This is a genomic window from Kaistella jeonii, assembly GCF_000812865.1.
Classification (GTDB): Bacteria; Bacteroidota; Bacteroidia; order Flavobacteriales; family Weeksellaceae; genus Kaistella; species Kaistella jeonii.
Genome location: NZ_JSYL01000018.1, coordinates 1 through 21,853, shown reverse-complemented (window position 1 = coordinate 21,853; position 21,853 = coordinate 1). Strand labels below are relative to the sequence as shown.

Here is a 21,853-nt window from a genome sequence, read left to right as displayed (position 1 = left end):
GACTACAATTATGAAACATACATTACTAAAGACAGCCTTTCTTCTTGCAATATCATTCCTGATCATGGGTTGTAACGTGAGAATCCCGTCGAATACGACGCCAAAACCTACGGTGTACGGAATGATCGACCAAATTAAAATTACGAATGGTTATCCGCTAAAAAAAGAGCCGTGGGTTGTAATATCCGATAGAAACAGCAATGTTGTTTTTATGAAAAAAGGCGATGAGAAATCACCAAAAGAAATTAAATTTTTAGAACCTTTATTAGTTGTAAAACATAAAAATGCTAGAGGTTTGGTGAAAGTAGCAGCATATAATCCTGATGCACTTTTGCAAAAACTGCCTTCAAAATCTGTAAAAACTTACGGCTGGATTCCCGAAGACCAGTTATTACTCTGGACCAATTCAGTAAAAAATAATGCAAATGGGTTTAACATTAAAGCCACGCTTACGCCAAATAGATCTGATGTTTTAAAAAAAGGAGATAAGTATTTAAAAAATGATTCTGTACTCGTATTCACTTCCCCAGATTTAACAAATCAGGCTAAAGTAAAACTTCCAATTGGTCAGTTGGTTTATATCTATAAAAAAGCAGAAGACAGTAAACGATATTTGATCGGCAAATCTCCCTCTGTGAAAATTGACAGCATCTCGAAAAATCTGTATGGGTGGGTAAGCTCTAATATTGTGACACTTTGGGGTGACAAATCTGCACTTCGCGTGTCGCCTGATTATAAATTTACGGGGCAAAATGATTTATCTATCAAAAAAGAAAGCTCAGGTACTACAGCAAGTACAACTTTCCAAGTATCAGATGCTATTAACAGAGATCCTTTAGAGAATATAATCAGTACAAATCCTTTAAATCCAGCAATGGCTGACAAGGGGAAATTCTACACCAATGCGTTAGATTACAGCAAAAATTTTATTTATAATATTTTAGGTCAACCTCTTTATCATCCTCAATATAAAGAGATCATATCGAAAAATAAGAATCTGAATATCATTCTTACGGTAGATGCAAGTAATGAAAATGACCAAAATATAGCAGTCGCAAAATCAACTTTACAGGATCTATCTTTAAAATTAAAGAATATTAAGTACTTCCGACAGGTTAATTTTGGGGTGGTTTTATATAAAAACAATTCTTGTGGTGAAGACGTTGCTGCCTCAGAATTAACGACAGATCCAGAAAAAGTTTCACAATATATCGACCGACAAATTATATTAATGCGTTGTAGCGGTTACGGCGGACAACCGATGCAGCATGGAATGGAAATGGCAGGTCAGGTTTTAGACTCCCATAAAAATGAAACAAATGTAGTAGTTCTTATTGGTGCAAATTCCAGTCAAAGTAATATGGGGAACGCAATTTCCAGATTATCTGCAGCAAGAGCAAGAATTATTTCCTATCAGACTTACTCTGGAACATCAGAATCAGCGAATAATTTCGTACTTCTATCAGAAAATATAATTACCAATTCAGGGAAAAATATTGCAGAACTTGAAAAAGAAAGAATTGCAGATCAGGCGATGGTATTAAATAAAAATGACTACAGTCTCCTGCAGCAGGAAGAGGGACTTTACTCTCTTGATTATCCTAAGAAAAGTATGTGGCAAGGTTTTGTAATTTTCCCAAAAAAGGGAGATTTTAATTCCAGTGCTTTACTCTCAAAAAGTTTAGACAGTCTCTTGTCTCAGGCAACAGCTCAGAATATATTTTTAGAAAAATCTTTAACAAAATATTTTCAATCTTCGATCGCGAATACCAGAACTGAAATAAAACCAGATTTCCGCTCAGAGTATTCAGATGTTCCGGCGCCTTTACCAACAGAAACTTCGTCGCAATTTGTGAAGTATGACAATCCTTTTTTAGCAAAAGGAACTTACACGGAAGATTTTAAAAATTCTTTTCCAGTTGTTCAGAAAGGTATTTTAATTTCTGAGCCGGAATATAACCGACTTAGAAATTTGTATGAAGAGATTTATAAAGAAACATTTTCTTTCAGCAAGACCTTTTCACAGAGCAGCGCTGTAAATGCCTATATCAAAATATTAAAAAAGTATAATTTATCAACAGAGAAATTGAGATCAGGTGATTTGAAAAACAAATCAATGGCTTATTCTGTAGGTTTAAGTACTGGTTTTGACACATCGGGAGAGGAAATTCTTTCAAAATATATGCTTTCTGGCTGGAAGCAGTCTAAAGTGATGCCTGAAGAAGCCGTTAAAGCTTACTTCAAACAATATCGCTTATTAGCAGACCGCTTACTTGAAAACAAAAGCAATCCTAAAATAAAAATCGATCAGAATGGTGAAACGTATTATTGGTTAAGCAATTATTTTGCACCACTAATCACACCACAAGAAAGTTTATAAAATGAAGACTGGGATTTAATTCTCAGTCTTTTTTTTGTCTAAAAGCAGATTTTGAATTTATTATCTTTTAAAAAAATTAGAGAAGTTATATACTGTTCATGGAAGCCGACCGACATCTTATCATTCTTAAATCATGAATAGATGAGCTGATAATTTTTTTTAGGAAATTTACACATTCAAATTTTGGACTCTTAAAACATTGACTGCCGGTTAATCTTATGCATTATAGATAAGAATACCAGATTTGCACGATCAATATTTTGTGAAACAATATTTATTATTATTTGTATTTACAAGAAGCTAGTTGCCTAATCAAGTATCAATAGCGATCTCACAGGAAGAATTAGTGGAATTCATTGCCCTCTTCTTCCGTTAAAAAGGAACTTATTAAAAACAGAAACCGAAATTTTTAATTATTGATTTGTAATATTAAAGTTCAACTATTTTTCCATCTTCAGCGATTTTATAAGAGATAGATTTGGTTGAATTTGAAATTTCTGTTTTGACAAAAATTTTGAAATCTTTATCAATTTTAAAAGACGTATTTTCTTTAGAACTGTCATCTTCCGGTTCTTGCGAAGTGCCTTCAACATACAAATCAGAAACTACTGCATTATTTTTAATGGTTAATAAGTAGTACCGATAGTCAAAATCTCCACAATCTTGCGGAACTAAAAATAATCGAATATCATCTTTGTTCGGTAAGGAAATGTACCTAGTTTTTTCTTCGGCACAGCTATATTCTTTTAAGTTTTTTATTGAAGATGTTTCCAGTAATTCATAATTTGCAGTTTTTGGATCTGTCGTTTTATCATAAATAGGGATATCTACAGCAGAAGATATGGTATTTTTACAGTCCTTTTTATCCAACCTCACAATACTACAGAATCTTGCTTAGAGAAATTATCTGTATCCTTCTGGGATAATTTTTTTTTGCAAGAAGTTGTGCAAACTGAAAATAGAATTAGGAAAAAGCCGAAATATAATTTTTTAGTCATTGCTTTTACTTCTTATAAATGAAAGATACTTCTCATCACATTGCGTAAAATTAGTGAACTGATTCATAGAATTAGCGCTATTCTGAATAACAATACTGTCTCCATAAAAAATACCTCCAATTCTCCCAATGTCAATTTGCTTCGGCATTTCAGAATTATAAATAGCTAATAATCCTTTTGAAATAATTTTATTTTTGTCATAGACTAAGAAATTATAATCTTGTTTTACTTTGATAAGTTTTATCCTGAACCGTCCATTTTCGCAAGATTTTAAAATATAGGAACCGTCAAGTTCACTAGTCTGTTTCTTTTTTATGAGATTACATTTAATAGGCGCATAACATTCACCACCTTCTACGTTTTTTACTATTTTCCAGTTGATGGAATTCTCATTTAAAATTGTGATTTCTGCTTCGCCATTTTTACCTCCAAAAAAACTAGAAAAGTTTACTTTATACTTACCTCCTGCAATTTCACCCGTTAAATTATTGATCTCATCATCTGAGCAGTCAATTTTATTTCCATTTCTGGCAATCGCACAATACTGACCACTCAAAATACCATCTTTCACAAAAATCTTTAACCGAAAAATTTTGTTCATTAATTCGTTATCAGCAGAATTAACTTCATAAAACCATTCTCCGCTAATGTTTATATCTCCCCTGGAATCAACACCAGTTTTATCAATATTGCTACTTTGATGAACAGGTTTTTGAGTTAGAACAATAGAATTACCCTTGTCGCAACTGAAAAATAAAATAATTAAAGTAAACAAATAAGAATATTTTTTCATTCGTTATTGTATTGGTTTGATGATTGATTTAAATATGTAATAAATGAGGTATCAATTGTAGTCTCTTCACTTTATAAATTTACGGAGAATTGCCGTTGAAATTTTGGGTTTATAAGTTGTAAATTTTTTAAACTGGAATGATTATCTAAAGTTGTTGCTTTATTCTTAGTGGTCTTCAAATTGATAAAGCTAAAAAAAAAATAGGATTATTTGATTTTTCATTTTCAATTTTTTACGCATCATAATATAAAGTTAAAATTAAATTACCTTTTTCATCGCACCATCTTATCCAAAAATCTTTTTTATTGTCATCTTCTACCATTAAAAAATCACCACTAATTTTAATAGGATAATAGAAACTATTTTTATTTTTTGGATTTTGCTGAGACTTTTCATTAGGTTGAGATAATAATGGGTTTTCCTTTTCATTAAAATCCACGGAAAATACGGTTAAAATATGTTCATTGATAGTTTGGTATTTAAAATCTTGATCAGATTCTTTTATATATTTTGTAATATTTTTATCTTCATTGACTATGATTTTATAAAATCCATTATCTTTACCTAGATATTTAAAGACAAGTAAAATATTTTCAGGTTTTATAGCATAAGGACTTATTTCTTCATCACTAAAATTATCATTGAATTTAAAAGATTTCCACTTGGAACCGTCTATATTATATATTGTTAATAAATTTTTATGATTAAATGTATTTTTCAATATGACAAATCCATTATTATTTAATACTATATGTGCATCATCTTTTATTTTAACTTGAGCCTTAATAGAATCCTTTAAATTTATCTTACTTTTAGGAGAATTTTCAGAAGTTTTATTATTACATGATAAAATTAACAAGACTAAAAATATTTTTATATACATAATATTAAAATTTCTATTGAACGATTTTTGCATCTATTCTTTCTACAGTTTCAAATGGTATTGATAAAGCACCAATATGTCCATGATCATAATGACAACCAACTTTTGAATTTTACTCCTGAATAGGTTTTACCAGTTGTATAATTTTTATTAAATCCATATTTTAAAGCAATTGTGAAAAACTCTTTATTTTTGGCATCATCAAAAACATCTGAACTGCTTACACCTTGAAAACTTTTGCCATTCTTATTTAGACATCTAAAATCAGCATTTAAGCCTGATTGTTTTCCCTTATGACCATGACCAGCATGATGACTTGATGCTTTCGACGGTGTACTTGTAGGGTCACTTCCGTTTTCTGAGGACATATCTCCGAAATGAATTTCCCAATTTTTGTCCTTTATGTGTGAAACTATTCCAACTAATGCTGCTGCAGTTTCTGGTTTAAGGTAATGATCACCTTTACCAACATATTCAATTGTTGATTCACCACCTGTATCAACTCCTCCATATCTATTAAAACCGCTGCCAGAATCAGGAAATTTTACAAATTCGTAGGAATTTTTAGTAAGTGTAAAAAATTTAACGAAATTATTTCAGTCATCTTCTTTCTGTACATAATATGCTATTGAATCTTGAGATTTTATATATTTTATATCACCATTTCTATAAATAGAAAAACCTGAACTACCTACATTTGTTTTGACTTTTCATTAGTAAAAGAGAACTTTGCAGATTAGTTTTTGTGCTTCCGCTGATTTTCAGAATTAGCAACATTACACTTACCTGGCTGCCTTTCTGTATTTTGCATGCATAACTGGCCGTTACATAATATTCATGATGGAGCCTTCACTTTTGATCTCTCTCATCATGAATTCATTTGCTAGCATTTTTAGGAGACAGGCATTTGAAAGCAGGGAGATTTTTACTTCCGTAATGCCATTTAAATTTACTCTCGCTTTAAAAGATTGTGCAGATTTATCGTATTTTTAGAAGTAATGTTTTATAATATTTATTTCTCCACAAATTCACCATTGATATCTAGTACATATTTGTACTCTTTAACTCTATCAATTTTGCTATTAATTAGGTGAGTTTGAGTAATAGTAATATCGAAAGGATTACTAATTTTAAATTTAAGTATGGTTTCATCTCTTATGTTCTTTTCATCTTTTTCAATATCCCAAGAATCTGATTCTATTAATATTTTTGAAATAATCTGATTTCCTTTTACTGAAATTAAGTCTTTATAGGGAAAATCACCGCAATCATTAATCAAAATGAAAATATCATATTCATTTATTCGTTTTAGGTAATAACCACGAGATTCCGTCCCACAATTATAATCACTAAAAATCTTATTTTGTAATTTAGAAGGCTCTATTTTTTCAATTTCTTTGCTTGAGATTGGAAAATTTAAGGTTGGGTGATTATATTTTTTTTCGAAAAGTTTATTTTTAAATTTGTAAACACATCCATCTTTTTCAAAAAGAAGATATTTGTCAATAAAAAAAGCATCTTGAAAATATAAATCAAGTTTTGAACTTTTATCAAATGCTTTTTTATTTCTAATATATTCAATTTTTTCAGGGGTATCCAAATTAAATTTTTTCAAAATAAATTCTTTTGTTAATCCATGTTTTTTATATAAAATATCAGATTCAATTTCTCCATTAAAAATGTCATCTGTATAAACATTATTAATAAATACAGAATCATTTGAAAAATAAAAATCGACACTTGTATATTGATCTATATTTTTACATTTTGTTGATTCCCAAATTGATTCTACATTTTCGAAAATCCATTTATCTTTCGTATTTTTTGTGTAATTTGAACCAATAGCTTCATTTACAGAATTAATTTCTGCTTTTTTAGCATTTACGCTATCAATGCTAGTAGATTTAAAATCTTTATTATTATTTGAAGTATTTTCCTTACATGATATACTTATATATATAACTAAAATCAATAATAATTTGCTCATTTTAATGTGTGGAATCATAAGTATTTGTTTTAAACATATTTATTTCTGCTTTTCTTCTTTTAATTAACCCTACGGTGCCACCATTAGTAACATCTGCCATCTCGTCTGCACCACCTTCGTAATCTTTATTATTAATTTTAAGTTTAATTTTTGTGTCACCTTTTTTAGCGCCTCCTACACTTAAAAATTTAACCCCTGTATTAAAAGTTAAACTTACTAGTGCATCAAATTCATATTGATAAAGATTTACTGTAATTTGATTTTGAACAGCTTTTTCAAATTCTCCCAACCTTGCACTAAATAATTCTGTTGCCTTCTCTTTTGTGATACCATTTTTAAATTCAGCGGGTAATGTAATATTTTCACACTTTTTATAATCAATTAAATGTCCGTAACCAATCGTACAATATCCTTCTGAATCATTATATGCTTTTGATTTAAAACTCTCCCAATCTTTGATAAATTCGATGCCTTTTTTGGATGTTTTTAAAGTCTTAGGATCTACTCTTTCATCTTTTCCATCTGCCTGTTTCATATTTGTTTCTGCTGTGCCAGTACCCATACAACTACAGGTATCTTTAAACCCTAGTTCAATAGCCCATTGAAAGATATTTCGTCCATTTAAAGAAACTAAATTTGTACAAAAATATTTATCATCCAGATATTCCTTTTTATATTGTCTCACGTCAATATGTATCCAGCTGAAGGTGTGATCATATCTCAAACTTCCATCTCTGTAATACAGTAAATCTATCGGTTCGATTGAATATAGATCAAGATCAGGCCATTCCTTTTGAGCACCTAAATATTTGACAAAAATATCATCCCTCATACTTTTCAATTCAGTAAGATTTTTTTTCTGAGGACCTCTAATTGCCCAATTGCCTTTACTGAACTGTATATCTAAAGCTTTTCCTTGATGATTAGTCGTTTTGTAATTTTTAAATCTACATCTATAACCGGAGGAAAAAGAGTCTATTTTATATGTTTCTTGTTTACTAAAATAAAATTGTAAAGCCTTAAAACCAAAAAGTAAAGATCTGTGAATTCCAGGAAATTCATATTTATTACTTGCTTCAGGAGAAGTATTCTGTCCTGTTTTATCTCCGAATCCTTTACAATTATTCGTTTCTTTAGTTCCTCTCAGTTTACTTGTTGCTTGTTTGCCCTTTGTTGAGCAGGAGCATTTCAATTCGCTCCATAAACTTGTAGTGATATCAAAGTTTTTTGAAAACTCATCAATTGCCTTTAAAGTATTCCCACAAACTTTCCCAGTTTCAGGAACTTTCATGTAATCTCGCTGAAACTGTTTTACCATTTTTTCGGTACGGTCTGTAAATAAAGTGGTAGGAACATTTCCTCCAAAACCAGCTAAGCGGATATTAATTTCTCGTATTAATTCATTGTCATCTCCTTTTTTAATACAATATTTTTCACCACAATTTACAATGGGTGGTGCTTTTGTTTGATCCACCATCGCCGCACTTTTCACCACTTCCATCTGTTGCGGCGCCGCATCATCCAAACCAAATTTCTTAGATTCGGCAGTAGAATCTAAAACGATAATCTCTAAAAAGTAATTCTGTTTATCAGAATCTGGATCACCTGCCGGTAAGTCAATTCCTTTCTGAAAATGAATTTCTGTAATTTTAAAACCTCCAGTAGTGCAAATATCAGAAGGAACTTTTATTTTCCCACTCCGGAAAATCTCATCATGTATTCCAAAATCCTTTTCCCAAACTACATATTGGATATATTTCCCTATCAGATTACTTGATAAAATCTGAACTTTGACGTGGGTATCTACAAGTACACTTGTTAACTTTTGATTCTTATCGTTTACAAAGTAAGCATCTTTAATATTTCCTTTTGGATCTGGTTGAGATTTAGTTTTACTATCATTGGTAGCCGGAAACTTTGCAGTGTCATCTTTAGGTTTTCCCTGATGATCAGGATTCGCCACATCAACATTAAACTGACTCGCTTTTTTGATCTTCCCCGCATAACTCGCCGTAACATAAAATTCATGATTGGCACCCTCGGTTTGATCGTCTTTCATCATGTATTTATTAGCTATGGCTCTCAATATTTTTTCGTTTGAACTCAAACTAATCTTCTTTTCTGCAATTCCGTTTTTATTAACTCTTGCTTTTAAAATAATTGGAACCTGGTTATTTTTGTTAATTTGAGGATTATGCCCTCCTTCAGGAGCATCATCTTCCCACAATTGAAATTCCACTTCCTGATTAAACATCGCAATGCAATAGGCTTTTGCAACTAAAGTGTCCCGATAACTTGCTTTGTTGGGGTCTTTTGCACCCTGATTGTACAAAACAACTTTATCAATTTTTGGAACTTTACTGGAAGTGGGAACCAGGAAAAATTCTCCTGCAGATTTCGCCTCAAACTCTTCGCTGAACAATTTAGGGGTGGCTTTAAAAACTTCCAGTTTAAATTCTTCACCCAGCACTTTCTCTCCAAATTTAAAGGAAACTTTTTTTCCCATTTTTGGAGGTTTTTGTGTGATGTTAATCCATGTTCCAGCTTTCTTTTTCCAGATATTCCAGACATAAGTAGCATTCGAAGAATTAAATAGATCTAAACCATCGCTGAACTGAAAAATTTCGTCTTTTCCTACAACTGGATTCTGGGTTCCGGTAATCATAATTTTCTTTTTTGAAATTTGAAACTAAACATAATCCTCACTATAATCCTCATTCACGTCCTCCTGAAACTCTTCATAATCCATAACCGGATTATAAATTTCCTGTTCCCTCGAATTTGCATTTGCTGCATTATTTTTCCCTGCCTCACTCTGCTGCCCATGTTTCATGATAGTAATCTTCCCACCCACAGAACACATCAATTCAGATACTTCTGTCAGACAACTGTGTCCCATTACCTTTACTTTCTCATAAGGTTTCTGCCATTTTCCGGCGGGTGCATAAGAACAGGGTAAATATCCGCCACTTGACGGTTGCAATTTGCACTGTCCGAAGGGCATCGCAGGTGGATCGAGCATCAGATCATCTTCTGTAACAGCAAGATAATCTGCTTCACCTTCTTCATTATTCCAGTAATGTTTTTTGTGAGAAGTGACTTTAAATTTGGGGAATTTGAAACCTTGGTCGCATTTGCACATGCCTTTTTGAATTACGAAATATTTGCCGTCGTGCTCGCTGGATTTGCTTTCTTTTGATTCTTCTTTTTTATCACGATCTTTAGATTCTGCAGAATTTTTATCAGTTTCTTTACTTTCCGAAATTTCATCTCCTTCATCAACGAAACCATTCATAGGATCAAGATCGTCCTCATCATTCTCTCTCATCGCGCTGGACTGCGGTGCAAAATCTCCACCAAAATCTGGCGAAGAAGTTCCGGAATCTTGGTTTTTGGGTGGCGTCTTCAATTCTGACAATTTTTTATCTTTATTTAAATCTTCCATGGTCTTAAATTTTTGAAAGTAATATTTTCTGCTTCCTGTAAATTTCCCCTTCCAGTAAAAGTGCAACACCCGCTTCTGCATAGAGCATCTGCTTTGTGTTTTTGTGCGTCGTGTATTTTAATTCTACCAATCCGACCACCGGTTCTTCCGGCTCTTCTTCGAATTTTTTACCCTTCAGTAATTCCTGCAGACTTATTTTATCCTGAATTTCGCCTTTAATATCGGTTTGAATTTTTGCCTCGTCCAAATGAATAAAATCTACATTAAAGATACAATTTATTGGGAAAGAGTTTTTGACCAAATAAAACTCCTCTTTCCAGGCTGACTCTTTGTAGAACCAAATCATAGAGGGAAATAAAACCTGGTACAGTAAAGTGGAACGAATCTGCTTCTCGAAATATTTTTCATCGGACAAGCTTTTCGCAAATTGATCCATATATTTTGCTGAGACTTCACCAATAAAAAAATCTTCTAAATCTTTCCTCTTTTCCTCAAATGTTTTAAGCAGTTTTTCAAATTGAAAAATGCCCGAAATTTTTCCTTCAGGTGAAATGATGAGATTTATCGGTGCAATAATTTCCGCACAGGCAATGGAAAGTTCGCTCATTTTATCATCCGGTTTTTCCCCGTTCTTTTTAAAATCATAACAATGAATGGAGGAGACGAAACCTTTTATCTGATTTTCCTCCATTTTTTTGAGCTGAATATCGAGCGTGTACGCGATCTCTACTTTATTTTCAAAATCACTTTCGTAGGATTCTAAAACCTCATAAGTTTTTGCAAAAAAATCTGGAGCCATCATTTTTAGTGGAACGGCCGCTAAATTTTCTTTTCTGATCTGAGCTGCACTTTTGTAGTTTTTTGGAAGTACGATTTTTTCAATACCCACGAGATTATTAAACCACATTAAGCCATTTCGCTCGCAATTTAAATTGTGGAAATCGCGCACCTCATCGGCAGTCATCCCAATCTTTTGTCCAATTTTGACCAAGGTGTCATTGGGTGTTACATCGTAAATGGTAATTAAATCTTCCATATTGGTATTAGGCATAAGAAGTGTAATTTAATCAGTAAAATTTCCTCTGTAGTAAAAGTAAGGAAAAAAGGAAACCGAAAAACGTTCAGACCTAAAAGTTTGAATTTTGTAGTAGTTCTACTACAAACTACTCTTTCACCACAAAGATTTAGAACTGTAATCTTTTGAAATTCTGACTATTAAGCAAAAAAAATGCAATAATAATTTATCGCACTTTAAATATCAAAAAAATTTTATACTCTTTTTAATCAATAGACATTGGGCTTAAAAATATTTCTGTAGAAAAATTAAAAGCTTCGTTGGTCGATTCTAATTTCGCATTGATGACTACTTTTACTTTCTTTTTCACTTCAGTAAAACCTTTTGTCTCATAATTATGTTCTACAAATTTTATATTTGCCTGCACTCTCGCATTGATAAGTCGTGGCTCATAATCATCAATTTGGCGCTGCAGACTTTTTACAAAAATATTTTCCCACATTGCAGATGTAACTCCATTATCAAATTCTAAATTCCAGACATCATTTCCGTACTGTTCATCATATCTGTTTTCTCCTTTTTTGGTAATGATCAGCAGCATTATATTTTGAGCAATACTTTCACCCACGCCACACGTATCAATATGTCCGCCGTTCATCATCATTGACAAAGGATTTAAGGGCAATCTGTAATTCTCATTATCCATATCTTATCTTTATTTTTTAAGAGATTCCGTTAGAATTCTATATTTATTAATGGTGAACATATCCATCAAATTTTTTGGTAAAATCAAGATCGATTCGCCTTTCTGAGCAAGATTTCTTTCAAGTTCAGGATTCCATTTTAAAAACTGACTTTTTTCAATTTTTAAATATTTTAAGATCGTGTCTAGATGATAGGCTCCATTAATGGTTGTTTCCATTAAATCGATTTTCCCCTGATTTTTTACCGTATTTTCTTTAAACTTTTTAATATCAACCGATTGTTTATTCGGCGTTTCTTTCTGCTTTACAGGAGTTTTGTAATAATCCTGCAAAACTGAATTCAATTCTCCCGTTGCATAACACGCATTTAAATATTTCTGAACATGATTTTGTGTCTCTAAAGGCAAAAAGGATTCGAAATCGGTATAATTTTTTGAGCCTGCTCTCTGCATCGCTTTATTTACATTTCCGCCGCCACAATTATAAGCCGCAACAACCGTCACCCAATTGTGGTATTTATTGTACAAATTAATGAGCGAATTGCTGACGGCTTTTGTACTTTTGTACATATCTGATCGGTCACTCTCCGTTAATCCATAATCATTGGCATGACCTGTCATGAACTGCCAAACTCCTGCTGCACCTGCCGAAGAAACCTGACTTTTATCTAAGCCAGATTCTATTATTGCCAGATTCCGCATATGTTTTGGTATGTTTCTCTTCGTAAAACAATATTCGATAAAACGAACCAACTGCTTATTGTTATTAATCACATTCTGATACCTACGAACGCTTTTCTCAGAAGTATCTGTGGCGGTCAAACGCTGTGCGAAAATATTCTGAGAAGAAATTACACAAGAAAATAAAATACAATATTTAAAAAAAAGTTGTTTCAAAATAGTTCTGATAAAAATTTTCAGTTAGTTTACGGTCCATATTAATTCTTTTATTTCATCGTCCCAATCGACTTTAATTTGCTCGCCGGCTTTCACTTCTTCCCGTACAATTCTTTTTGATATTGGCCGTGCAATTTGAGAGCGGATCACACCTGTAATTTGTCGGGCGCCATATTTACTGCTGAAACCATTTAATGCTAATTCTTTCACAGCAGCGTCTGAAATATCGAAAGTCATACCCAATCTTTGCAATGCATTTCTCAAAGGTTTCAACTGAATTTTGAAAATATTTTCCGCCATTGCTTCTGTGATCGGAGAAAAAGGAATAATTTCTGTAATTCTGGCTAAAAACTCTGGACGAAAACGACCTGAATCGGTCATGATCTTCATTAAAGATTTGGTTCCCGGAATTTCGTTTCTTTCAAAATGTTCTACTATTTGTTCACTACCGATATTTGAAGTAAATAAAATTAAAGAGTTGCTAAAATCCCCTTCTTTGCCCAATTTATCATGAATTTTTCCTTCATCCATAATCTGAAGAAATACATCAAAAACAGAAGTATGTGCTTTCTCAATTTCATCAAATAAAACCACGGCGTAAGGTTGCTGACGGATTTTATTAACCAAAACTCCACCTTCTTCATAACCAACATATCCCGGAGGAGCACCATAAAGCAAAGCTGCAGAATGTTCTTCTTTAAATTCGGACATATCAAATCTGATCATGGCACTCTCATCATTAAAGAGCAATTCTGCCATCGATTTTGCCAGTTCTGTTTTCCCCGTCCCAGTTGGTCCAAGCAGGAAAAAAGATCCGATGGGTTGACCCGGTTTGTTCAGTCCACTTCGGTTTTCAATAATTGCATCTGCCAAAGTTTTAAGCGCATGATCCTGTCCGACTACTCTTTTCTTGAGCAGATCTTCCATATTCATGAGTTTCTCCTTTTCTCCGGACTGAATTTTACCGATAGGAATTCCTGTTTTGGAAGCCATTACTGCTGCCATCTCCAGAGTGCCTACTTTTTCACGTTTTACTGAAGCGTGCTTGAGGAGCTCCTCAAAAGTTTCGTTTATAATTTTTTTAATTTGACTCACATCCATTGAGTTATCTAAAACGTGCTGTTCTGATAACGAACCCCAAAGAATTGGACTCAATTTATTTTGAAGCAACTGGAAATTCCAAAGTAATTCATCAACCAATAAAGGATCATCTTCTGGTATTTCTTTAATGATCTCTTCATAATTTGTTTTCCATTTTTCAAGTTCTCCTTCCGAAAGTTCGTCCAGCATTTTAATGGATGCCATGGTTCGGTCTAACAGATCAATGGCTGAATCCGGCAGTTTTTTTCCTTTCGAATATCTTTTTGCCAATTTTACGCAATCTCCCAAACTGTTTTCATCTACATCTACATTGTGATGCTCTTTATAACCTTCAAGAATTTTTTTGATCATTTTTACACAGGCTGCTTCATCTGGTTCTTCAACCAACAAGACTTCAAACCTACGGTCAAATGCGCGTTCAGGTTCAATAATTTTTCGATATTCTTCCTGAGTCGTTGCACCAATTACCGTGATTTCACCTCTGGCAAGTTCAGGTTTTAAAAGGTTTGCGACATTTCCCGCGCTTCCTTTAGGGTCTAATAATGCGTGTATCTCATCGATAAAAAGTACCGCTTTATTGATCTTTTTGCATTCTGTAATCACTTTTTTAAGACGGTCTTCAATTTCTCCTTTGTAGGATGTTCCTGCCAATAAAGAACCAGTGTTTAATTCTAATAAAGTAGCTTCTTTTAATAATTCCGGAACATTTCCATTGATTATTTCTGAAGCAAAACCTTCTAAAAGAGCCGTTTTTCCAACACCCGGTTCGCCAACAATAATTACATTAGGTTTGGTTTTTCTGGAAAGAATTTCTACCAACATCCGCAATTCTTTGTCGCGACCAACAATGGTTTCAAATTTTCCATCTCTTGCCATTTGCGTCATATCTGTACAATAGCTGGAGATCGCCGGAAAAGAAGATTTTTGATCCTGAAATCCTGAAAGAAGATTGTTCTCCTGCGAGGCTACTTTTTGAGTTTCGCCCTGAAAATAATTTAGAATTTCATGTTCGCGTAAGGGAAGCGATTTTAATTCCTGCGCGGTGTAGGCGATATTTGATTTGGTAATTGCCGCTAAAACGCAGATCGCCGAAATATCATCAAGCCCCAATTTGATGCGGATATCATCGGCTTCAGACATGATGGTATTAATTTTGTCATCGGCAGTTGGTTCTGTTGGCAGATTGCCAGTTTTAGGATATTCTTCAATACGAACTTCGGCCCATTCGTAGATGTAAGCCGGATCTTTATCGATGCTGATCAGAAATTCGCGCAAACCTCCGTCTTTGTGCACAAGAGCCTGCAAAAGATGTGAAGCTCCATAAGTAGCATTGTAATTTTCCCTTGCAATTGATTGGGCAATATGGATGATCTGCTTTACGGTTTCATTGGTAATTATTACGCTCATATCTAAAGGTTTGTTTATTATTGAATTTTATCAAATATAGGAATTAAACCCAAAAAATCGTGACAGTTTCGCTTGAAATTGTTCCTATTAATAAAATTTAATAAGATCTTTTAATATTTTTGGTAAAAGAGGATTACTAATAAAAGAAACAAACAACTTTAAAGATCGATAGTTTTAATAAAAATTTTGGGAATTAGCCGCCCCAAATTTCTTTCACTTTATATTTTGTGAGTGTTTTAGAATAAATTTTACGCTAATTGATTATACAAAAAATAAGAAAAAAGTGCTGAGATGATAATCAACGTAAAGTTCGCAATTGCCAGTTTCCTTTTTTTATTAACAAGCAAGATTACTGCCTCTATTATTATAAAAATGATCCACGCCCCAATAATATATGGCGCAAATTCTATTATTGCATAAATTGTTTCGGCATTCCCAGTAATGAAAATAAGAAAAAGAATAAATAAAAATAATAGTACAGCAATTATTCTAATACCTAAATGACTTCCTAAATTTTGTTCTTTTTCTGTAATTATTTCTTTTTTCATTTTAAAGTATTTCTTTTTTATTTTTCCTCACTCTTTCTAATTATAACCACCTTTTTGAATTTTTACTTTTTGTAACGGCACTTCTTTGCCATCACATTTTACCGTAAAATCTATACCTTTATACATAAATTGAACCTTAGCAACAATGATGACTTCTGCTTCCGGATTATTTTTGGTCACTTTTTCAAAGGCAGAAACAATTTCGTCTTCATCAAATGTAGCCTCGTTCCAATTTGTTTTATAATAAAAACTAGCTTCTTTTGGTAATGCACGATTCATAAATTTTAGTTCAGCACCTAATTTTATATCATTTTCTTCCCCATTTATGTATTTAACCTCCAAATCTTTTTCTATTTTATCACCCTCTTTATAAAACTGGATATCGAACCGCCAATTGTAGCGTTTGCGGTAGGTATCCCACAAACCAAATGGAATACCTTCATTTTTTATTTTTGCTTGTAATTGTGTTGAAACTTGATCGTTAAAATACAACTCAAAAAATTGTTGCTGTGAGTGTTTATTCGGGTTATCATAAAATACATTGATATCTACAAAAGTTTCTTTGGCCTGATATCGCGCAATTTCTACACGGTGGTAATTACCAGTAAGAAAAACCACTACTACATCACCTGGTGCTACACCAATCACGATATGTTTGTAAGTTTCATGTACCTGTTGTTTACTTACATTATCTTTATTATAAAAACCTTCCCTAAACAATGCTAAGATTTTGTCGGCAGGCAAAGTAACTTCATCCAGCAGCCAAAACTTTTTTTCTGCATAGCTCACCCACTTGAGAGACAACAAAGTAGGGATTTGATTGCCACCAGAGCCACCTTCCTGTCCATCTACATCCCAACCGTCGTCTTCTATACCATTATTTTTCAAGGCGGTGATAAATTCTTTCTTTGTAGCAAGATAACCTTTATGAACTTCTATAGGATAATCTTTGATGGAGGTTACAGAGGCACTCCAGCCAAAATCTGTTTTGGTTGTGTTAGCGTTATCTGGATCATTAATAAGTTCAGTTTTATTTTGACACATTAAAAAAGACAACAATAGCAGATTTAACAAAAGTAGTTTCTTCATTAGTTTATTTTAGCCACCCGCAATACTTTTTACTTTGTATTTTGTTAAATCTATTTCTTCATCCTCGCATTTTACAGAAACTTTGATATCCTTATACATAAAAGTAGGCGTTAAAACTATATCAATCGGCTTACCAGGATGTTTTTTTTGAAGTTCTTCAAATACTGAAAGCGTCTCCCGATCATCAAAAATAATGTTTACAAAATATTTTGTGAATTCTACAGTCACATTATAAGGGATCCCTTGTTCCCGGTATTTTTCTGCATCGCTTATCTTTGTGATAAAATTTTCTTCACCGCTATACTGCAGATTGTGTACACCAGTTACCTTATCTTTATCATCATAAGGATTTACTACAAAACGGTAATTATAACGAATTCTATAATCATCCCACAGTTTTAATGGAATTCCTTTTTTCTCTATTTCTGCCTGAATGCTATCCGGAACGGCTAATTTAAACCAAGTGTCAAAAAATTGTTCTTGAGTTTCGCCGGATTTTGGAATTGGTCTAAATTTATCTTTATCCACAAAAGTTTCTTTGGCCTGCAAGCGACAAATTTCTACGCGGGATTTGTTTCCGGAAAGCCAAATAACCACCATACCACCTGGTGCCATGCCTACAGTCAATATATCATAATAAGCGGGAACCATCATTTTTTTTCCATTTTCACCTATTTCATTACTTTGTGTGAGGTAGCCTTTTCTAAACACTTCTAAAATCTTTTCTTTGGGTAAGTCTGCATCTAAATGATAAAATTTCTTCTCTGCATAAGCCACATAGGTAAGGTCTATATGCGCAGGTATTGCAGAACCGCCTTGTCCGCCTTTAGCACCATCTCCTTGCCAACCTGCCTGCAACATTCCAGTTTTAGGCACACCACATATCAATTGATTTTGAGCATCGGTAAAAAACCCTAGATGTACTTCTGTCGGATATTCTGTTGGGGATGTTGCGGTTACGGAATAGGGAAATTTATCTTGTGACATCTTATTTTTTTCCTGACAAGCAAGAAATAAAAAAAATATTAAAATAAATATGATGGTTTTCTTCAATTAATTAATTTTTACCCGCCCCAAATATTTTCAATATTATATTTTGAAAGCGGAACAATTTCTTCCTCACATTTTACGGATAGTTTAAAATCATTGTACATAAAAGTGGGTGCGACTAAAATGTCCATCGGTTTACCAAGATGCTTTTTTTGTAAATTTTTAAAAACAAAAAGTAGTTCCTGGTCATCAAAAGTAATATCAGTCCCATAGATGGTGAACATTAATTTTGAGTGTTGTGGAATTGGAAGGTTCTTGTATTCTTTTTTTGAAAGGTCTGCCACATTCAATACTTCTTCTTCTCCATTGTAATATATATTAGCATTTTTGATTAACATGTCTTTCTCATCATATGGTTTGAATACAAAACGGTATTTAAATTTCTCACGATATTTATCCCATAATCCGAACGGGATGCCTTTTTCTTTAATTGATTTTTGAATATCTTGTTTAACCTCAATGTCAAACATTGTATCAAAAAACTCCTGTTGAGTTCTACCTTGCGGATTGTCGTAGAAATCATTTCTATCCACGAATATTTCTTTTGCCTGAAATCTGCCTATCTCTACTCTGTGATGATCACCCGATAACCATACTACAACAACGCCTCCAGGTGCTGCTCCTACGGTAAAAGTGTCGTATGTTCCGGGAATTAAATTGTATAGATTATTTGCTTCCAATACATTACCCTGTACCATAAAACCTTTCCTAAAATTTTCAAGAATTTTATCAGCAGGGAGATCGGCATCTATCTTATAAAATTTTTTTTCTGCGTACGCTACATAGGTCAAATTTAAATGATAAGGAATTTTATCTCCACCCTGACCGGCTTTACTTCCGTCACTTTGCCAACTTCCAGTGGTACTTCCTGCTTTTGGCATCGCACAGATAAATTGTTCTTTACTATCAAGCAAATAACCTTGGTGCACTTCTATCGGGTATTCTTTGGGCGCGGTTATGGTTACTGCGTAAGGAAAAATTTCTTTGTTCATCGGGTCTTTTTTATTTTGACACGTTAAAAAAGATAATAGTAGTGAATTTATAAAAAGCAGTTTCTTCATTAGTTTATTTTATTACCCACCCGCAATACTTTTTACTTTGTATTTTGTTAATGGTATTTCTTCCTGCTCACATTTTACGGAAACTTTGATTTCCTTATACATAAAAGTAGGCTTTAAAACGATATCAATCGGCTTACCAGGATGTTTTTTTTGCAGTTCTTCAAATACTGAAAGCGTCTCCCGATCATCAAAAATAATGTTTACAAAATATTTTGTGAATTCTACAGTCACATTATAAGGGATCCCTTGTTCCCGGTATTTCTCTGCATCGCTTATCTCTGTGATAAAATCTTCTTCACCGCTATACTGCAGATTGTGTACACCAGTTACCTTATCTTTATCATCATAAGCATTTACTACAAAACGGTACTTATATCGAATTCGATAATCATCCCATAATTTAAATGGAATTCCTTTTTGCTCTATTTCTGCTTTAATGCTATCCGGAATTGCTATCTTAAATCCTAAAGCAAAAAATTCTTCTTGTGTTTCATTTGGATCGGGATTAGGCATGAATTTATCTTTATCTACAAAAGTTTCTTTAGCTTGCAAACGACAAATTTCTACCCGGGATTTGTTCCCAGAAAGCCAGATAACCACCATACCACCTGGAGCCATGCCTACCGTTAATATGTCATAATGCGCAGGAACCATCATTTTTTTTCCATCTTCACCTATTTCATTACTTTGAGTAAGGTAGCCTTTTCTAAATGCTTCTAGAATCTTTTCCTTTGGCAGGTCTGCATCTAAATGATAAAATTTCTTCTCTGCATAAGCCACATATGTAAGATCTATATGCGCTGGGATTACAGAACCGCCTTGTCCGCCTTTAGCACCATCTCCTTGCCAACCTGCCTGCAACATTCCAGTTTTAGGCACACCACATATCAATTGATTTTGAGCATCGGTAAAAAACCCTAGATGTACTTCTGTAGGATATTCTGTTGGGGATGTTGCGGTTACGGAATAGGGAAAGTTATCATGCATCGTTCCGATTTTTTCGCAACTGAATAATTGCCAAAAAATTGAAATGATTACAAAAAATTTCATGAAATGTTTAATCATCACCAAAAGTATTATCAAAGATCTCAACTTCAGTATTTGGAATCTCCTGTTCTAAAGTTCCTTTTCTAAGAAAAACTTTTCCGTTTTTGAAATGGTCATCCATTCTTAAATGAATCTCAAAATCCTGCTTGCCTGTTTTTTCGTAAAAATCCCTGAAGAGTTTTACAAGTTCCTGTTCCCTCGCTCTTTGCACTTCGTAAGTTTGCTTGTTAGGTTCTTTGCCGTCCACGTTTCCGGGGTAAATCCTGATGGTGAAAGTCCTTCCTGCTGAAGTTTTGAAAACGCCATCTATTTCAGTAGGTACTGGTTTCCATTCAGTTTTTGTAAAATAATCTGTATTTGTGCACCACGCTTTTTCACCGCTGATATAATTCGCCCCCTTTTTATCATCCTGCATCGTCAAAGGAAGATGTTCAAACTCCAGCGCTTCCAATGTATATTTCCAAGGGTATTTTTTGTTGATATCGTTCCAGATCGTAGTGTTTATTTTTTTTTCTGCAATCTCCTTTTGGGTTTGAAGGGGCATTTTTGCAGTAAAATCAACTAAAAATTGAGACCTACTTTCATCTACTGTATATCCCATCTCCTCTTTAAAATTTAAGATAAAAATTTCTTTAGCCAAAAAGGAACCTATAAGTACGGTATTACCCCCAACTAAATATAGAAATACCTGACCGCCAGGTGCGATAGCCAATTTTATATAGTTGTAATTTTTTGCTCCATCGTTACACTTTAATCCTTCTTTAAAAAGTGCAGAAATTTTTTCATGATCTAATTTAAAATCTCCTTTATAAAATTTATCCTCTGCATAAGAAAACCACTTAATTTTCATGCTTGAGGGAACTTCCCGGTATTGATCTCCCGTTACCGCAATGCCGGAATCACCATCCCACCATTGGTGGTTTAGATACATATCTGCTGGAATACCCGCAATATCTTCTCCTTTCTCGTTATAAAATGACCCATTTCTTATTTCCATTGGATAACCATAGTCTGCAACGGTAAGTGTTAACCATTCATATTTATCACTCATATTATTTATTTTTTCGCAACCACAAAACAAAAATGTTATTATAAGAAATAATCCTATTATTTTTTTCATTATTTTTAAATTTAACCTTCTAAAATATTACGGTCCGGATTTCCCTTTTTATCATAACTTCCTTCCATACCAAATGCATCATCCTGATTGGAACGGTGAAGATATTTGTTTCTAACCCAAAGTAATTCTTCATGAGGTAGAGTGACGTGCAAGGAATTGTATAATACCCTTGAAAATCTAGACCACTATTTAAGTTGAAATTATTAACTTTAAATAGTCGGAAAAAACATGAGAAAAATTAGAAGGAAATTTGATGGTAGTTTTAAAGCCAAGGTAGTAATTGAGGCTTTAAAAGAAAGAGAAACACTGCAGCAATTGGCGTTGAAGTT

General features: G+C 33.2%; 19 protein-coding genes. 1 reads left to right on the top strand and 18 read right to left on the bottom strand.

Features of this window, described 5'->3' with window-relative positions; genetic code table 11:
• Positions 1-10 precede the first annotated feature (10 nt).
• On the top strand, positions 11-2,380 hold the full coding sequence (tssR, locus tag OA86_RS14620) for a type VI secretion system protein TssR domain-containing protein (protein WP_039354872.1): 2,370 nt from the start codon (positions 11-13) through the stop codon (positions 2,378-2,380).
• Between the two features lie 429 nt (positions 2,381-2,809).
• Here the strand turns inward: tssR and OA86_RS14615 are convergent, their stop codons facing one another.
• From OA86_RS14615 to OA86_RS15750, 18 genes are all read right to left on the bottom strand, one after another.
• Complete coding sequence (locus OA86_RS14615; protein WP_126340504.1) at positions 2,810-3,250, bottom strand: hypothetical protein; 441 nt, start codon at positions 3,248-3,250, stop codon at positions 2,810-2,812.
• A gap of 120 nt (positions 3,251-3,370) precedes the next feature.
• A complete protein-coding gene (locus tag OA86_RS15445; protein WP_052257548.1) occupies positions 3,371-4,171 on the bottom strand; it encodes a hypothetical protein in 801 nt (266 codons plus the stop codon).
• Between the two features lie 232 nt (positions 4,172-4,403).
• Positions 4,404-5,054 carry a hypothetical protein gene (locus tag OA86_RS14600; protein ID WP_126340503.1) on the bottom strand — a complete coding sequence of 217 codons (651 nt, stop codon included), beginning with the start codon at positions 5,052-5,054 and terminating at the stop codon, positions 4,404-4,406.
• A gap of 86 nt (positions 5,055-5,140) precedes the next feature.
• Positions 5,141-5,422, bottom strand: coding sequence for a hypothetical protein (locus OA86_RS14595; protein ID WP_039354867.1), 282 nt, complete (start codon positions 5,420-5,422; stop codon positions 5,141-5,143).
• A gap of 644 nt (positions 5,423-6,066) precedes the next feature.
• Positions 6,067-7,059 (bottom strand): hypothetical protein, encoded by a 993-nt coding sequence (locus OA86_RS14590; RefSeq protein WP_039354864.1) that lies wholly within the window; start codon positions 7,057-7,059, stop codon positions 6,067-6,069.
• Positions 7,043-9,706: a glycoside hydrolase family protein gene (locus OA86_RS15440; protein ID WP_052257547.1), complete on the bottom strand. Its 2,664-nt coding sequence runs from the start codon at positions 9,704-9,706 to the stop codon at positions 7,043-7,045. Before OA86_RS15440 ends, OA86_RS14590 begins: the two co-directional genes overlap by 17 nt.
• Positions 9,707-9,730: 24 nt before the next feature.
• Positions 9,731-10,486, bottom strand: coding sequence for a DUF4280 domain-containing protein (locus tag OA86_RS14580; RefSeq protein WP_246008049.1), 756 nt, complete (start codon positions 10,484-10,486; stop codon positions 9,731-9,733).
• A gap of 4 nt (positions 10,487-10,490) precedes the next feature.
• Positions 10,491-11,537 (bottom strand): hypothetical protein, encoded by a 1,047-nt coding sequence (locus tag OA86_RS14575; RefSeq protein ID WP_039354860.1) that lies wholly within the window; start codon positions 11,535-11,537, stop codon positions 10,491-10,493.
• Positions 11,538-11,766: 229 nt separating this feature from the next.
• Positions 11,767-12,207 carry a GPW/gp25 family protein gene (locus OA86_RS14570; protein WP_039354858.1) on the bottom strand — a complete coding sequence of 147 codons (441 nt, stop codon included), beginning with the start codon at positions 12,205-12,207 and terminating at the stop codon, positions 11,767-11,769.
• 9 nt (positions 12,208-12,216) lie between these two features.
• Positions 12,217-13,101: a lytic transglycosylase domain-containing protein gene (locus tag OA86_RS14565; protein ID WP_246008048.1), complete on the bottom strand. Its 885-nt coding sequence runs from the start codon at positions 13,099-13,101 to the stop codon at positions 12,217-12,219.
• Positions 13,102-13,125: 24 nt separating this feature from the next.
• Positions 13,126-15,609, bottom strand: coding sequence for an ATP-dependent Clp protease ATP-binding subunit (locus OA86_RS14560; protein WP_039354855.1), 2,484 nt, complete (start codon positions 15,607-15,609; stop codon positions 13,126-13,128).
• A 248-nt stretch (positions 15,610-15,857) separates the two neighbouring features.
• A complete protein-coding gene (locus OA86_RS14555; protein WP_039354853.1) occupies positions 15,858-16,157 on the bottom strand; it encodes a hypothetical protein in 300 nt (99 codons plus the stop codon).
• A gap of 36 nt (positions 16,158-16,193) precedes the next feature.
• Positions 16,194-17,246: a DUF2931 family protein gene (locus OA86_RS14550; protein ID WP_074781442.1), complete on the bottom strand. Its 1,053-nt coding sequence runs from the start codon at positions 17,244-17,246 to the stop codon at positions 16,194-16,196.
• 9 nt (positions 17,247-17,255) lie between these two features.
• Positions 17,256-18,299 carry a DUF2931 family protein gene (locus OA86_RS14545; protein ID WP_074781441.1) on the bottom strand — a complete coding sequence of 348 codons (1,044 nt, stop codon included), beginning with the start codon at positions 18,297-18,299 and terminating at the stop codon, positions 17,256-17,258.
• An 11-nt stretch (positions 18,300-18,310) separates the two neighbouring features.
• Entirely contained in the window at positions 18,311-19,288 is a 978-nt protein-coding gene (locus OA86_RS14540; RefSeq protein ID WP_039354843.1) for a DUF2931 family protein, read from the bottom strand.
• Positions 19,289-19,369: 81 nt separating this feature from the next.
• Positions 19,370-20,407: a DUF2931 family protein gene (locus OA86_RS14535; protein WP_169743960.1), complete on the bottom strand. Its 1,038-nt coding sequence runs from the start codon at positions 20,405-20,407 to the stop codon at positions 19,370-19,372.
• Between the two features lie 7 nt (positions 20,408-20,414).
• Positions 20,415-21,455, bottom strand: coding sequence for a DUF2931 family protein (locus tag OA86_RS14530; RefSeq protein WP_039354839.1), 1,041 nt, complete (start codon positions 21,453-21,455; stop codon positions 20,415-20,417).
• Between the two features lie 80 nt (positions 21,456-21,535).
• On the bottom strand, positions 21,536-21,676 hold the full coding sequence (locus OA86_RS15750; protein ID WP_156127384.1) for a hypothetical protein: 141 nt from the start codon (positions 21,674-21,676) through the stop codon (positions 21,536-21,538).
• Between the last annotated feature and the right edge of the window lie 177 nt (positions 21,677-21,853).

Excerpts from the sequence above, each read along its gene's own strand:
- tssR (WP_039354872.1), top strand. The coding sequence starts at position 11 with ATGAAACATACATTACTAAAGACAGCCTTTCTTCTTGCAATATCATTC.
- OA86_RS15445 (WP_052257548.1), bottom strand. The coding sequence starts at position 4,171 with ATGAAAAAATATTCTTATTTGTTTACTTTAATTATTTTATTTTTCAGT.
- OA86_RS14600 (WP_126340503.1), bottom strand. The coding sequence starts at position 5,054 with ATGTATATAAAAATATTTTTAGTCTTGTTAATTTTATCATGTAATAAT.
- OA86_RS14595 (WP_039354867.1), bottom strand. The coding sequence starts at position 5,422 with ATGTCCTCAGAAAACGGAAGTGACCCTACAAGTACACCGTCGAAAGCA.
- OA86_RS14590 (WP_039354864.1), bottom strand. The coding sequence starts at position 7,059 with ATGATTCCACACATTAAAATGAGCAAATTATTATTGATTTTAGTTATA.
- OA86_RS15440 (WP_052257547.1), bottom strand. The coding sequence starts at position 9,706 with ATGATTACCGGAACCCAGAATCCAGTTGTAGGAAAAGACGAAATTTTT.
- OA86_RS14580 (WP_246008049.1), bottom strand. The coding sequence starts at position 10,486 with ATGGAAGATTTAAATAAAGATAAAAAATTGTCAGAATTGAAGACGCCA.
- OA86_RS14575 (WP_039354860.1), bottom strand. The coding sequence starts at position 11,537 with ATGCCTAATACCAATATGGAAGATTTAATTACCATTTACGATGTAACA.
- OA86_RS14570 (WP_039354858.1), bottom strand. The coding sequence starts at position 12,207 with ATGGATAATGAGAATTACAGATTGCCCTTAAATCCTTTGTCAATGATG.
- OA86_RS14560 (WP_039354855.1), bottom strand. The coding sequence starts at position 15,609 with ATGAGCGTAATAATTACCAATGAAACCGTAAAGCAGATCATCCATATT.
- OA86_RS14555 (WP_039354853.1), bottom strand. The coding sequence starts at position 16,157 with ATGAAAAAAGAAATAATTACAGAAAAAGAACAAAATTTAGGAAGTCAT.
- OA86_RS14550 (WP_074781442.1), bottom strand. The coding sequence starts at position 17,246 with ATGAAGAAACTACTTTTGTTAAATCTGCTATTGTTGTCTTTTTTAATG.
- OA86_RS14540 (WP_039354843.1), bottom strand. The coding sequence starts at position 19,288 with ATGAACAAAGAAATTTTTCCTTACGCAGTAACCATAACCGCGCCCAAA.
- OA86_RS14535 (WP_169743960.1), bottom strand. The coding sequence starts at position 20,407 with ATGAAATTTTTTGTAATCATTTCAATTTTTTGGCAATTATTCAGTTGC.
- OA86_RS14530 (WP_039354839.1), bottom strand. The coding sequence starts at position 21,455 with ATGAGTGATAAATATGAATGGTTAACACTTACCGTTGCAGACTATGGT.